The following is a 15,263-nucleotide window of genomic DNA, read 5'->3' as shown; positions in this document are numbered from 1 at the left end:
AGTCTTTTTTTTATATAGAAGTTTCTTTTTAAAAAGCTAATGAGTATAATAAAAATTTTTGATGACTTTGGTTATTACAGCAGAGTAAAAGATCTAAAAGTTCTCCTTTGTTAAAGTTATACTCTTAATAAAATATTAAGAATATATAAATTAATAAATTAAGAATTGTATTCTATAATTAAAGTACATTATGAAAAAATATATTGAAAACAATTATTATAGTTTTATGGGGAGGGAAGATAGTTGGATAAAGTCAAATATTATACAAAACATGCATCTTTCATGCTTATATATGTTGCTATAAGTTTAGCGTATAGAGTATTTAACAAGTCAAATGGAAATGTTATAGTATTAGTTAGTGACTATGATAAAAAAATTCCATTTATTAAAGAATTTATATTGGCTTATGATATATGGTATATATTTATAATTTTCGGGCTTTTTTACTTACTATTTCACAATATACATTCATATTATGAAGCAGTTATAGGGTTATCTGTGGGACTCTTAGTTTGTTATACTATATATACATTTTTTCAAACCACAGTTCCAAGACCTAGTATTATAGGAAATGACTTTTTTTCTGTACTAGTAAATTTTACTTACAAAAATGATTTGCCATATAATTGTTTTCCTAGCATTCATGTATTTACTACTTCTATAATGATGATAAGTTTAAGTAAAGAAGAGAGCTTAGGTAAAATATATGGGGGGATAATAAATATAATTGGAATTCTTATTATTTTATCAACTTTATTTGTAAAGCAACATGTTATTTTAGATGTTTTAGTTGCTATAGAACTTTCAGTAGCTATTTATATAATTATTAATAGAATAGGAAGGAGATTTATTCAAAATGAACAAAGAGACTATACTTATAGTAGATGATGAAAAGGAAATAAGAGATCTTTTAGATATATACTTAAAAAATGAAGGTTATGAGACTTTGAAGGCGGCAGATGGGGAAGAAGCTCTTAACATTTTGGTAAATAATCAGGTTAGTTTAATCATTTTAGATGTAATGATGCCAAAGTTAGATGGAATAGCTGCATGCATGAAGATAAGAGAAGAGAATAATACACCAATAATAATGCTTTCAGCAAAATCTGAAGATATGGATAAAATTATGGGATTAACAACAGGAGCTGATGATTATTTAACTAAACCATTTAATCCATTAGAGCTTATTGCAAGAGTTAAATCTCAAATAAGAAGGTATACTAGGTTAAATAATAATTTTTCAGAACAAAGAGAAGCATATAAAGCTAATATTGTAGAAGTAGATGATTTAATAATTAATTTTGATACTCATGAAGTTAAAATAGGAGAAAAGGAAATTAAATTAACTCCAACAGAATTTGATATTTTAGGACTTTTAGCTAGAAATAAAGGTAAGATATTTTCAATAGAAAATATATATGAGAGCGTATGGAAGGAAGAGTTTATGCAATCAGACAATACGGTTATGGTTCATATAAGAAAAATAAGAGAAAAGATAGAGGAAAATACAAGAAAGCCTAAATATATAAAAACTGTTTGGGGGGTAGGCTATAAAATTGAAAAATAAGAAAGAGAAAAAGGTTGTAACGAAAGAAAAAAAGAGATTTAGGCTGATAAGATGGGTGTTTGGATGGCGTATATTTAAACCTATAAAAATAGTATATGCTTTTATAAGAAGAAGGATGGAGGAAAGTGTAAGGTTTTCTTTAGTAGTTGTAATAGGTATATGCTTTATTATATCGTTAATTACATTTAGTATTTTTAATGAATTTTTAAAGAATACGAGAGAGTATAAGCATATAGAATATAATGACCAAAATATAACGGAAAGAGCTACAAGGCTTGCAAAAGAACTTATAGAAACTAAGGATTTAAATAGATCTGATAAGGAGACCATGAAGGCTATTATTGGAAGAAATTCTTTAAAAAGCGAAAATTTTAAGGTTATTATAACAGATTTAGATGGAAAAGTTATTTATAGAACAGAAAATGTATCGCAGAAGGAAATAGATGTTTATGAAGCTATAAAAATAGGAATAAAAAATAAAGAATATAATGAATCTAATTCAAAAACAGAAAATATGGTATTTTTTCCTGTAACATTAGGCTCAGAAAAGGCATTTTTATTTGTATTTGGATATCCATCAGCAGAGGTTAGAACAGATATATATGATGTAAATAACTCTTTTTTAGCTTTAGTACTTTCAGTAGTAGCATTTATAGTTTCATTTATTTATATAACAAATAATAAAATGAAATATATTCAAGAAATATCAGATGGATTAAAGGTAATTGCTAGTGGCGATTTAGATTATAAGATAAATTTAAAAGGAAAAGATGAGTTTGAAAATTTAGCTTATAATATAAACTTTATGGCAACTGAAATTCAAAAGAAAATAGAATCTGAAAGAATGGCTGAAGTGAGTAAAAATGAACTTATAACAAATGTATCTCATGATTTAAGAACACCATTAACATCAGTAATGGGATATATAGGACTTGCAAAGGATGGAAAGTACAAAAATGAAGAACAACTTAAAGAATATTTAAATATATCTTTTAGTAAGGCTGAAAGATTAAAGGTTTTAATAGATGATTTGTTTGAATACACAAAACTTACAAATGCAGGTATAAAGCTTAATCGTGTAAATATAAACTTAAATGAATTTATAGCTCAACTTGTTGATGAAATGATACCACTTTTTGAAGAGAAAAATAAAAGAATAGAAACTAATTTTACATCAGAAAAAGTAATTTCAAACTTAGATACTGATAAAATGCTTAGAGTTTTTGAAAATTTATTAACAAATGCTCTTAAGTATTCTTATGAAGATTCAAAAGTAGAGGTTTCAACAGTTGTTATAGAGGGTAAGTGTATAATAAGTGTTACTAATCAAGGAGAAAATATAAAAAGAGAAAAATTAAATAGATTATTTGACAGATTTTACAGAGTAGATGAATCAAGAACCAGCTCAACTGGTGCAACTGGTAGTGGTCTTGGTCTTGCTATATCAAAAAATATAGTGGCACTTCATGGCGGAGATATTTGGGCAGAATGTATTGAGAATAAAATAACATTTTCAGTAGAATTAGATATTATAAAATAAGAAAATGGAGAGTTCATATGTGCTCTCCATTTTGTTCAAATAAAATTGTTATTTATCTATATTTATTTGAGTAATTTTAAATAACTAAATCTGAATTCTGGATTTTTATTTAGTTGCAACAACAATTTTTTTGATTAATTCTTCGTGAGTTTCAGCTTCAATATAATTTTTATCAACTAATACATAAGGTGTATCACCACAACAAGAACAATGTCCTAAACAACCATAAACATCTATTGCAGAGTCTGGTAATGTAAGTTTTAGTTTTTCTATAACTTCATCTTCTTCTACGCCTAAACTATTACTACAAAATAAGATTTCTGACATTTTAAACCTCCAATATAAATTACTTTAATAAATTATATCATAAGATATTTGTTTTTAAAAGATAATTATTATCGCTAGGGAAGTTTTTGTAACAACTTTATTAGAAAAACATAGTATATATAGTGTATCACTTTAATTATTAAGAGGGGAAAAGATGCAGGATAAAAATCCGTTTAGTACATTTGGTCCAGACTTAAATGAATATAAAAGTAATGTAGATTTTAAAGTGTTAGCAAGTAATTCAGATTTTGTATACTTAAGAAGTTCTGGATCAGCAACAGGAAAGTTTAGAGTAGATAAAAAGTTCATAGAATATGCTAAGGGATGCAGAGATTACGGTATACCTTGTGGAGCATATCATTTTGCAGTTCCATCAGCAGATTTAACAACTGCAGACGCGCAATGTGATTCCTTTATACAAGTTCTACAGCAAGGATTTGGAGATAAAGATTATGGAGATTTGTTTCCAGTAGTTGATGTAGAGACACCAGCTAATAAATCAATAACAACAACACAATTAGTAAATTGGATAGATAGATTTAGAAAGCGTTTCGAGTCTAAAACTAGAAGAAAGCTTATGCTTTATACAGGTTTATTTTTCATCAATTTATATGACAATTTTAATGTTCCTGGTAAAGGTTATCCATTAAAAAATATGCCTTTATGGATAGCTATGTATGTAGATGTGCCTTCAAATCCTAAGGTACCACCAAGTGTAGGAGGATGGACAAAATGGACATTATGGCAGTATACGGAAAAAGGGAATATTAAGGGTGTAGATCCACCTGTAGATCTAAATTGGGGACCAAATAGCGTAGATTATTTAACACCACCTAGAAATGTTCAGGGTTTAGCTGCAACTATGGATAATGCAAAAATATATGTTACATGGAAGAGGAATACTGACAAAGATTTGTATGGATATAATGTTTTTGTTAATTCAGAGTATGCTGGTACAGTTGGGAAATTAGGGAATTCATTAGTTATAAATAAATCTAAGTTTTCGCTTCCAAAAGGACAGCCTATAGTAATATCTATAGAAGCATTTGATGCAGTAGGTGATGTTTCAAAAACAAGATCAAAGGTTGTTATAACTGATATTAGAATGCGTGATGCAAGTGAACCAGGTATATATATAGGTAATGATTTTATTTATATTAAATAAATTTAGGCTATTTTTAAAAGTTATTATTTGTGGAAAAGTGTATGGTTTTTTATTATTTGGGATGTATTACCAAGATGAAAAAATTATATACTTTTTTCTTTTTTGTATTATAAATTTAACATTTGTGTAAAATTTAGATGTTAAAATAGTAATATGTTAAAAATTTAGATTTTAATAATTATATAAATTTAATTAATTTTATTTATTATATACTATTTTTATAGTATAATTACTTAGGCATTATTATAGGAGGTTGGGCAATGGAAGCACAAACAAATAAATCACCTAAATTAAATAAAAATAAAAAAGTAATAATTAGTACAGCTATTGTTTTAGCAATTGGAGTTGTAGGTTTTACAGGATATACTTTAAGTGTAAATAGCAAAGTGAAATCTTGGGAAAACAAGATATATCCTGGCGTTATGGTGAGTAATGTGGATTTGTCTGGTAAGAGTAAAGAAGAAGCAGAAATTATATTAAAAAATACATTTTCTAATATAATTGCAGATAAGAAGCTTACAGTTAAAGCATCAGATCAAAAACTTGATATTAGTTATAATGAACTTAAACCAGAATTTGATGTTAAAGGAACTGTAGAAGAGGCATTTAAATATGGAAAGTCAGGTAATTTATATAGTAAAAATTCGTTGATAAATAGTAAAAGTAAGAAAAACTTTGATTTAAAGTTAAAGTATGATACTGAAAAGATAAAAGAATATGAAAAACAACTTACATCAAAAGTAAATAGACAGCCTAAAAATGCTACTTTAAGTTTTAATGATGGATCTATAAATGTAGTTGATGGAGAAAATGGACGCAAAATCAATGAAGAACAAATGGACAAGCTTATTAAGGAAAATATAAATGGAAAAACTACTGAAAGCATAGAAATAGAAGTTCCTGTGGAAGAGGTAGCACCTAAGGTAGATAAGAGTATGCTAGCAAAGGTAAATGGAAAAATATCTTCGTTTAGTACAAGCTTTGCAGCTAATTCTCATCCTGAAAGTAGAGATGTAAATCTTAAAATAGCAACTGGTTCAATTAATGGCACAATATTATTGCCAGGTGAAGAATTTAGTTATAATAATACTGTAGGGGAAAGAACGGCTGAAAGAGGTTTTAAAAATGGAAAAGGTTATGTAGGTGATAAAGTAGAGGATGTTATTGGTGGAGGAGTATGCCAAGTTTCTACAACATTATATAGGGCTATAATAGGGGCAGGAATCAAATCCACAGAAAGACATAATCATTCAATGCCTGCTTCGTATTCACCAGTAGGTTTAGATGCAACAGTAGTATGGGGAGCACTTGATTATAAATTTAAAAATACTTATGATTTTCCTATATATATTAGTGGATATATAAGTGGAAAAAATGTAGTGTTTGATGTATATGGAAATAAAGAAGGTATGGGTGGGAAAACTTATGAATTAGTTGCAGAAGGTGTTCAAAAATTAGAACCTAATGTAACAACAGTGCAAGATCCTAATATGCCAGAAGGACAACAATCTTATGATAAGAATCCAGTGGCGGGATATAAAGTTACATCTTATCTTATAACTAAACAAGATGGAAACCAAATAAATAAAGAAAAAATAGCAAGTGATAGTTATCAAGTAGTTAATGGAGTGTTAAGAGTTGGAACTAAAAAACCAGATCCAGTGCCAACACCACAGACTCCTGCAGAATCTAACCAACAACAGCAATCTAATCAACAAGGTGGACAATCAGGACAACAACAATCAGGGCAACAAGGGCAGCAGCAATCGGGACAACCAGCACAAGCAGTACCACCAGCACCAGCTCAATAAAATATACGAAAATGCAAAAAAAGCAACTCTTTGTTGCTTTTTTGTATTTTGTAAGGTTTATTGAAACATTAAAGGTAAAATATAGAATAAAATTTTTAAATATAGTAGAATTATAATATGACTATTTTATTTATAAAACGTAATATTTATAATAGAAAAGTTTATTCTAAATATATTTTGAATTTAGTGGAGGGCACAATGGAAAATAAAGTTATTGCAGAGATTAGGGATAATGTTAGTAGAGTAGTTATAGGTAAAGAAAAAGAAGTTATAGATATTATAAAGGCAATGATAGTTGGAGGACATGTTTTAATAGAAGATGTTCCAGGTGTTGGTAAAACAACATTAGTTAAAGCTTTAGCAAAAAGTCTTGATTTAAAATATAGTAGAATCCAATTTACTCCAGATCTTTTGCCAAGTGATATTACAGGAGTATCCATTTATAATCAAAAAAGTGGAGAATTTGAGTTTAAAAAAGGCCCTATATTTTCTAACATAGTGCTTGCAGATGAAATAAATAGAACATCGCCTAAAACACAATCTGCTTTGCTTGAAGTTATGGAAGAAAAGCAAATTTCAGAAGGTGGAGAAACCTATAATTTAAACTCTCCGTTTATGGTTTTAGCAACACAGAATCCTATAGATTATGATGGAACATATAGATTGCCAGAGGCTCAGCTTGATAGGTTTATTATGAAGATAAGACTGGGGTATGCGTCTTTTAATGATGAAGTTAAAGTATTGGAAATTTATAGACATAAGAAACCTTTGGAAGATATTATAGCTATTGCAACAGCTAATGACGTTGAAGAGCTTTATGAAGCTATAAATGGTATAAAGGTTGATAGGACGATTAATGAATATATAATAAAAATTGTAGAAAAGACTAGAAATTCGAAGTATATAGAGTTAGGGGTAAGCACAAGGGGTGCTATGGCACTTCAAAAAATAGCCATGGCTGAAGCGCTAATAGATGATAGAGATTATGTAATACCAGATGATGTTAAGAATAATGTTATAGGTGTTTTAAGCCATAGACTTATATTGTCACAAGAAGCAAAGGTTAAAGGATATACAGAAGAAAGAATAATGGAAGAGATATTAAAAAATACAGAAACTCCAATGGTGAAATGATGGATAATAGGAAGATTAGGTACTTAATATTTTTAATAATTACTGTTGTAATTGTTTATATTCAAGGAGAACAAATTGGCTATATGTTAATTTGTATAGCTATATTACCATTATTATATTCATTTATAAGTTTTATTAACAGCAAAAATTTGATAAGTATAATAAATCTAAATAATAGATATAGGTATGTTTGTGGTGAAGATGAAAATTTTGATTTTATTATAAAAAATAGAGGTATATTAATAATTCCCTTTTTAGAAATATACAATTCAAGTATAACGAAGTTAAATTCTACATATAAAGGAGAAATAATTACATTAGCTCCAAGGGAAGAAGTTTTAATAACTAATAATATACATTTCAATAAAAGAGGAGTATATAATATTGGTGAATTTAGTTATATTGCAAAAGATATCTTTGGGTTATTGGGTTTCAGGGGAAGAAATTCTGATGAGTTTAATATAAAAGTATATCCTAAAATATATAATTTAAGCTATGAAATTATAAGTGGACAAAATATATTAAAAAATAATGGGACTAATAAACTTATAGAAGATAATTATACTATAAAAGAAATGAGAAGATATAGAAGTGGAGATCCATTAAAGAAGATAAATTGGAAGGTATCAGCTAAAAGAAGAGACTTATATGTAAAAGAAGATGATAAAACATCAGGTAAAGAATTAGCTATATTTCTAGATATGAGTAAAGAGAATTATAAATTATATAATAATAATAGTTTTGAGGAAACATTAGTTGATTTTTCAGTGTCTTTAGTAAATACTTTTATCAAAAATAACACAAGTTGTACTATGTTTGTTAATAATAGGGAAACTATGAAATTTGAGGTAGATAACGGTTTAGAATTTAAATCGTTGATAGAATATATGGTTTATAATGATAGTATAGGTGATTTAAGTATAGCTGAACTAATTCATAGCTCTAAAGAAATAATGAAAGAATTTAATGGGGTTTATTTAATAATTAACCAATTAGATTATAAAATATACGAAAGTATTTTTGATATTATAAAAAGGGGCTTTATAATAAATGTTTTTTATATTACCTTTAATATTGATAAAGAGAAAATGTTTAAACTAAAAGAGAATGGAGTAATACTTTGTAATATAAGAAGATGTTTAGATGGAGGAGAATTAGAAGATGAATTTTGAAAATAATGAAGTTAATAAACTCCTTTTGAATTATATTTGCATTATATTAACTCTTACAATTATAAAAGGTTGTTTTTCTATACAGGGCTTTTCATATGTCATAAATACAATTTTTTTCATGTTTGGAATTGGTATAGCATTATTTTATGATAATAAGCTTAAAAGATTAGACAGAAAATTACTATTTACTATGGTTATATTAGTTTGTATGTTACTAGCGACGATAATGTTTAGAGATACAGTAGTAAGAAGCATATGGAATAATATAATAAATCCAATACAAAAAATAAATGACCAGCTTTCAAAAGGCTTACCAACGCAAATTTCTGATTATAGAACCATTTTTTTTATAATTATACCAATAATAACGGCAGTATATTACTCCTTAATAAAAAATAAATTGACAGATATAATCTTATTTTTAAATTACATGTTATTGCTAGCTTATTGGTATTTAAATTATAAAACAGAGATAAAGAGTTTAGTAATTTGGGTGGTATTATATTCCTTTATAATACTAGCATTAAATACACTTATGAATATTAATGATAATTGTAAAAGAGAGGGGATTAGAAATTCTATATCAAATAAAAAGGTATATACTTTAATTGTAGTTACTAGCATATTACTTACATTTATAGCTAATACAATTCCAAAAGATAAGGTGGGGAAGTATGGTGATTATATTAATAATAAATGTATAAATGAATTTGTGAAAGATTCTAAAGATGTGAACAATATTAATTCGACTAAAAAACAATATAGTATTTCTTATTCTGGATATTCAGATAGTGAAAAAAAACTTGGAGGATCTGTAAATATAAATAATAAAGAGGCTTTTAGAGTAAATGGACTTGAGCCAGGAATGCCAGTGTATTTTAGAGGTAATGTTAAAACACAATATACTGGTGATAGGTGGCTTAATAGAAATTTTGATTTTAAGTCATCTGTAACTTCAAATCAAGGCTTTATTGAAAGAGCTACAGCTAAGGGTGGTGTTCAAAGGGATATTACAATATATCCAGATGGTGTAAATACAACTTCAATTTTTTCACCTAATTATTCTATAATAGCATATCAGGATTCAAAAGAGGACGAGGTTTTTGTAGATAAAGATACAAATATATTTTACAGTAAAATTCCTATAAAAAGACCATATACAGTAAAATATTTAGATTGCAATTTTATAAAAGAAAATATGAAAAATATTAAGTTTTCAAAGGAAAGTGACAATTCATCTTATAGTTTAGAGATGGAGGAAAATTTATATATTCCAGACACTGTAACTCCAGCTACTAAGAAGTTAGCATATGAAATAGTAGAAGGCTGTAATACAAATTATGAAAAAGCTCAAAAGATAAAAGATTATCTAACAAAAAATTATAAATATACTACATCTGTTAATGAGGTTCCAGAAGGTCGTGATTTTGTAGACTATTTTCTATTTGAAGAAAAGAAGGGGTATTGTGTTTATTTTGCAACGGCTTATACTATATTAAATAGAATAGTATCAGTTCCAACAAGGTATGTTGAAGGGTTCAAACTTTCAGATATTTCAAAGGAAAGAATACTTGAAGATGGTAGTATGAAAGTAACAAATGAAGATGCTCATGCATGGAGTGAGGTTTTATTAGTTCCGGATGATAAAAGCAATTATTTTGGGTATGAAAAGTTTTGGCTTGAGATGGATACTTCACCAACTCCTTATGATGAAAAACTTAAAAATAAAGAGATAATTAAAGAAAATGATAAAATTAGTGGTAAAGAAGTTTTTAATAATGATATTAATAATAAAAAAGAAGATAAAGAAAATAAGTATGAAAATAAGCCAACAGATATTAAAGAAGGACGTACTACCAAAAACTATAATTTAATTTTTGAAATTTTAGCTTTAGTATTTTTAATATTAATTGCTTCAGTTTTGGTGTATTTACGTAATAAAAAGATTGAATATATATTAAAAACTAAAAGTAATAAACCACTTTATATTTATTCTTTAAAGCTTATGAAGAAAAATAAAATTATAAAAAGTAGTAATCAAACAGATATGGAATTTGCAAAGTCAATAGATGATGAAGAGCTTAGAGAGAAACTTGTAAAGCTTGTAGATGCTGTGTATAAAGAGGCCTATGGCTTAGAGTATAATGTTTATAATAAAGAAGAATTTTATAAATATTTAAAAGTATATTTAAAAAAGAAAGATGGAGTAATAAAATATTACTTAAGGAAAATAATTAACTTATGAAAAAGGAGTTAAAAATGAAATATAAATTAGTATGTATAGATATGGATGGAACTTTGTTAAATAGTAAACATAAAATATCAGAAGAAACCAAGATAAGTTTAAGAAAAGCTCATGAGAAAGGTGTTCATATAGTTATAACAACTGGAAGGATATATAATAATGCAGCATATTATTCAAATCTTTTAGGTGTAAAATCACCAGTTATAGCTGCAAATGGTGCATTCATAAGGGAAAAAGATAAAAGTGATGTAATATATATGAATACATTAACTGAGAACCAATGTAGGTCGATATTAGATATTTTACTTAAATATAAATTAGTTCCACATTTTCACACATATAATGAGGTTTATTTAGGTTCAAGATTTCATAAATTTATGTCGTATATAGCGATAGGAAGAAAACTTCCTAAAGATATGCCTGTTATAAGCAGATATATAGGAAATAAAGATAAGTGGTACAATGTTTTTAAAAAAATGGACGGGAATTTAGTAAAAGCTATAGTATTTCATCCAAATGCTAATCGTATCAATAAGGCTAAAGAGGAACTTATGAAAATACCTAGTTTAGAAATAGCAAGTTCAGGTGATTTAAATATAGAAATAAATGCAGAAGGTGTTTGCAAAGGACAAGCAGTAGAGGTGCTTGCTAAATATTACGGTATAAAGAGAGAAGAAGTAATTTGCATAGGTGATAATGAAAATGATGTATCTATGATAGAATATGCAGGACTTGGTGTGGCTATGGGGAATGCAATAGAGAGTTTAAAGAAAAAGGCTAATTATATAACAGATACAAATGACAATGATGGTGTTGCAAAGGTAATAGAAAAATTTATATTAAGTTAAAAAGCAATTTAAACTTGGAATAATAACCAAGTTTAAATTGCTTTAATATAAACTTGATTATTTTTGTTGTTAATAATATTATAAGATAGTATATAAATGATTTAAGATATATTAATTTTGATAAATATCTATTTAAATGCTAATAATTGCAAAATATCTATTTTTGGAGGGAAATTCATGAATTTAAATATAGTATTATATCAACCGGAAATACCACAGAATACAGGGAATATAGCACGAACTTGTGTTTTAACAAATTCTAAGCTTCATTTAATTAAACCACTTGGATTTGATCTTGATGAAAAAAAAGTTAGAAGAGCTGGGCTTGATTATTGGAAGTACTTAGATCTTGAGGTTTATGAGAATTATGAGGAGTTTTTAAATAAGCATAAAGGGGCTAGAATATTTTTATCTTCGACTCATGCTACTGATCATTATGATGAGGTTAAATATGAAGAAGGTGATTTTATAATGTTCGGAAGGGAATCTTCTGGAGTTCCAGAAGAGGTACATAATAATCATCATGGAATAAGAATACCTATGATTAGTTCCTCAACAAGAAGTCTTAATTTATCAAATACAGTATCGATAGTAGTATATGAGGCTTTAAGGCAAATAGGATTTCCAAATATGAAATAAAAATTTAGGAGATAATTAATGGAAAAGATAAAAATTATAACAGATAGTACAGCAGATATTCCTAAAGAGATACTAAGTAAGCATGATGTAGAAGTATTACCACTACTTATAAATTTTGGAGAAGAAAGTTATTTGGATGGTTTGGAAATAAATTCAAAAACCTTATTTTCAAGAATGGAAAAAGAAGATGTACTACCTACAACCGCTCAGGTTACTCCAAGTAGATTTTATGATTGTTATAAAAAATATTTAGAGGAAGGATATAAAATTTTATCTATACATTTTTCGTCTCATATGAGCGGAACTTTTCAGTCAGCGTGTATTGCAAGAGATATGCTTGAGGCTGAGGATGATATAGTAATTATTGATTCTTTAAATGTTACATCAGGTTTAGGGTTATTAGTTCTTAAGGCTATTAAGTTAAAGGAAAAAGGTCTAAGCATAAAAGAAATAGAAAAAGAACTTATAGATATAATACCACATATTAAAAGTGCACTTAGCTTTGAAAGTTTAGATAATCTAGTTAAAGGCGGGAGGCTTTCAAGAGCAGCTGGAGTTATAGGTGGTATGCTAGGATTAAGATTGATATTAGAGGTTAATGATGGCAAAATGGCTTTATCAACAAAGGTTAGAGGTAGTAAAAAAGCTGTAAAATCAATAATAGAAACATTTGAAACTTTAGGCAGAAAAGAAGATGAAGCTGTTGTTTTATTATGTGCTGATAATGAAGATGTATATACCCCTTTGAAAATATATTTAGAAGAAAATAATATAGACTATATAGCTGCTGAGGTTGGTTGTACAGTAGGTATTCATTCTGGTCCTAAGGCAGCAGGAATTTTCTTTGTAGAGGATTATTAATGAAACTCCTATTCATATACATTCATAGGAGTAAGTTCGTATTATCCAAATTTAAAATTTGGATACTCACTTAATGAAAGTTTCATTAATTTAGAATTTAATTTTTGATTTTTTGAAAATTATAGAGATAAGATAGAAGACTTGCATAAATTTTATAATGCTTTAATAATAAAAAGTAGAGTGGAAATTTGTGTAAGTCTATTTTTATATCATAGATAAGTATAATAAATTTATACTTATGATTTAAAACAAAAAATGTAATTTGATATTTATTTTAAACATATTAATTAAAAGAGTATATAATATAAAAATACTGTAAGTGTTTTCTTTAATTTTGCACAAAAAATAACTAATAGTGATAGTTTTGTTTAATTTTTATGCAATAAACTCTAAGTAGAAAACGTTTAGAAAAAATAAAATTTAGAAAATTTCAAAAAATAATCAATAAAAAATGAATAATTAATAAAAATAAGCTGAATAATTAAAATGAATGATAGAAAATAAAGAAAAATGCAATTAAAAATTATTAAATTTATAACTATGAAAGTGCTTACATATGCTTTTTATAAATTTCAACTGCTAATTTTTAAAAAATAATATTTGATTTATTAAAAACCTGTGTTATAATTTGCTTAAGTAAATGTTTACTTATGAGTAAGCGAAACCATAAATATAAAAAAAGTATATATTTTTACGAAAATAGTATATACTATTAGATGGTCAAATTATTTATATTACTTAATTAACTTATACATACAGGTTAAAGGGGTAAATTTTCATCCTTGAAAATCAAGAGATGTTAAATTAAAATTAAAAGTTTTATAGGAGGGATTTTTGTATGAATAAGAAAAGACTTATAGCTACAATAACTTCAGTTGCAGTAGTAGCTACTTTATTTGCTGGTTGCGGAAAGAGCGAGGAAGCAAAGGACACTAAAAAAGAAAGTATTAAGGTAGGTATGGTTACTGATTCTGGAACCATAGATGATAAATCTTTCAACCAAGGTACTTGGGAAGGAATTAAAAAAGCTAAGGATGATTTAAAGCTAGCTGATAATGATATTAAATATTTAAAACCAGCAGGAGAAACAGAAGCTGATTATATGAAAGAAATCGGTAACTTAGAAGATGCTGGATATAAATTCATAGTAACTCCAGGATTTAAATTTGAAACAGCTATATATAAAGCACAAGACAAATATAAAGATTCTAAATTTGTTATATTAGATGGTGCTCCTAGAGAAAAATCAGATTCAAAAGATGCAAAAATTGGAGAAAATACAATTTCAGTAACATTTGCTGAACATGAAGCAGGATTTATGGCAGCAATCGCTACAGCTGTTCAATTAAAAGAAGGTAAAGTTGGATTTATAGGAGGTATGGAAATACCACCAGTTCAAAAATTCAACTGGGGATTCCAACAAGGTATAAAATATGCTAATGAAAAATTAGGAACTAAAATAGATTTATCAGCAGATAATATTGTTTATCAAGGATCATTTAACAATGTTGCAGCTGGTGGACAATTAGCAGCTTCTATGTATGATAGAGGAGTTAAAGCTATATTCTGTGCAGCTGGTGGAGTTGGTGTAGGAGCTATAAAAGAAGCTAAATCAAGAGTAAGCACTGGTAAAGATGTGTGGATAGTTGGTGTTGATAGTGACCAATTCAAAGATGGTGAATATAAACAAGGAAAATCAGTTGTCTTAACTTCAGCTGTTAAGAAGATTGATAATGCAACTGCTGACTTAGTTAAAAAAGCTTCAGATGGAAAATTTGATGGTGGAAAAGCGTTAGTATACGATGCAAAGAATGATGGTGTTGGTATACCAAAAGAAAATCCAAATTTAAGTTCTGAAACTAAGAAAACATGTGATGACATTTTAGCTAAGCTTAAATCAGGTGATATAAAAGTAGCTGGTGAAAAAGGTGACTTAATAAAATAATAAAATAAT

The 15,263-nt window shown here is 27.2% G+C and carries 13 protein-coding genes; 12 read left to right on the top strand and 1 reads right to left on the bottom strand.

Annotated features, from left to right (window positions below):
* Window positions 1-243 precede the first annotated feature (243 nt).
* From BUB01_RS13310 to BUB01_RS13300, 3 genes are read left to right on the top strand one after another with little or no spacing between them, the layout of a single operon-like run.
* Complete coding sequence (locus BUB01_RS13310; protein ID WP_084108767.1) at window positions 244-888, top strand: phosphatase PAP2 family protein; 645 nt, start codon at window positions 244-246, stop codon at window positions 886-888.
* On the top strand, window positions 857-1,567 hold the full coding sequence (locus tag BUB01_RS13305; protein WP_072988603.1) for a response regulator transcription factor: 711 nt from the start codon (window positions 857-859) through the stop codon (window positions 1,565-1,567). The genes BUB01_RS13310 and BUB01_RS13305 overlap by 32 nt, the downstream gene beginning before the upstream one ends.
* A complete protein-coding gene (locus BUB01_RS13300) occupies window positions 1,557-3,107 on the top strand; it encodes a sensor histidine kinase (protein ID WP_084108764.1) in 1,551 nt (516 codons plus the stop codon). Before BUB01_RS13305 ends, BUB01_RS13300 begins: the two co-directional genes overlap by 11 nt.
* Before the next feature lie 105 nt (window positions 3,108-3,212).
* Here the strand turns inward: BUB01_RS13300 and BUB01_RS13295 are convergent, their stop codons facing one another.
* Window positions 3,213-3,434 carry a DUF1450 domain-containing protein gene (locus tag BUB01_RS13295; RefSeq protein WP_072988600.1) on the bottom strand — a complete coding sequence of 74 codons (222 nt, stop codon included), beginning with the start codon at window positions 3,432-3,434 and terminating at the stop codon, window positions 3,213-3,215.
* Window positions 3,435-3,588: 154 nt separating this feature from the next.
* Between BUB01_RS13295 and BUB01_RS13290 the strand changes: the two genes are divergently transcribed.
* The 9 genes from BUB01_RS13290 (at window position 3,589) to BUB01_RS13250 (ending at window position 15,254) form a co-directional block, all read left to right on the top strand.
* Window positions 3,589-4,599 (top strand): glycoside hydrolase family 25 protein, encoded by a 1,011-nt coding sequence (locus BUB01_RS13290; RefSeq protein ID WP_072988598.1) that lies wholly within the window; start codon window positions 3,589-3,591, stop codon window positions 4,597-4,599.
* A gap of 260 nt (window positions 4,600-4,859) precedes the next feature.
* A complete protein-coding gene (locus tag BUB01_RS13285) occupies window positions 4,860-6,410 on the top strand; it encodes a VanW family protein (protein WP_072988595.1) in 1,551 nt (516 codons plus the stop codon).
* A 198-nt stretch (window positions 6,411-6,608) separates the two neighbouring features.
* The gene (locus BUB01_RS13280) at window positions 6,609-7,544 is read left to right on the top strand and encodes an AAA family ATPase (protein WP_072988592.1); all 936 of its coding nucleotides are present in this window, start codon (window positions 6,609-6,611) and stop codon (window positions 7,542-7,544) included.
* Entirely contained in the window at window positions 7,541-8,716 is a 1,176-nt protein-coding gene (locus BUB01_RS13275) for a DUF58 domain-containing protein (RefSeq protein ID WP_084108761.1), read from the top strand. The genes BUB01_RS13280 and BUB01_RS13275 overlap by 4 nt, the downstream gene beginning before the upstream one ends.
* Window positions 8,706-10,961, top strand: a complete 2,256-nt coding sequence (locus BUB01_RS13270; protein WP_072988585.1) for a transglutaminase TgpA family protein — start codon at window positions 8,706-8,708, stop codon at window positions 10,959-10,961. The genes BUB01_RS13275 and BUB01_RS13270 overlap by 11 nt, the downstream gene beginning before the upstream one ends.
* 14 nt (window positions 10,962-10,975) lie before the next feature.
* Window positions 10,976-11,809, top strand: a complete 834-nt coding sequence (locus BUB01_RS13265) for a Cof-type HAD-IIB family hydrolase (protein WP_072988581.1) — start codon at window positions 10,976-10,978, stop codon at window positions 11,807-11,809.
* A 177-nt stretch (window positions 11,810-11,986) separates the two neighbouring features.
* On the top strand, window positions 11,987-12,448 hold the full coding sequence (locus BUB01_RS13260; RefSeq protein ID WP_072988577.1) for a tRNA (cytidine(34)-2'-O)-methyltransferase: 462 nt from the start codon (window positions 11,987-11,989) through the stop codon (window positions 12,446-12,448).
* Window positions 12,449-12,466: 18 nt separating this feature from the next.
* Window positions 12,467-13,309, top strand: coding sequence for a DegV family protein (locus BUB01_RS13255; RefSeq protein ID WP_072988574.1), 843 nt, complete (start codon window positions 12,467-12,469; stop codon window positions 13,307-13,309).
* A gap of 838 nt (window positions 13,310-14,147) precedes the next feature.
* Window positions 14,148-15,254: a BMP family lipoprotein gene (locus BUB01_RS13250; protein WP_072988571.1), complete on the top strand. Its 1,107-nt coding sequence runs from the start codon at window positions 14,148-14,150 to the stop codon at window positions 15,252-15,254.
* Window positions 15,255-15,263: the final 9 nt, after the last annotated feature.

This window comes from Clostridium cavendishii DSM 21758 (assembly GCF_900141845.1).
In the GTDB taxonomy this organism is placed as follows: Bacteria; Bacillota; Clostridia; order Clostridiales; family Clostridiaceae; genus Clostridium_AG; species Clostridium_AG cavendishii.
Note: the sequence above shows the minus strand (reverse complement) of the source record. Positions and strands in the feature narration are given on the sequence as shown.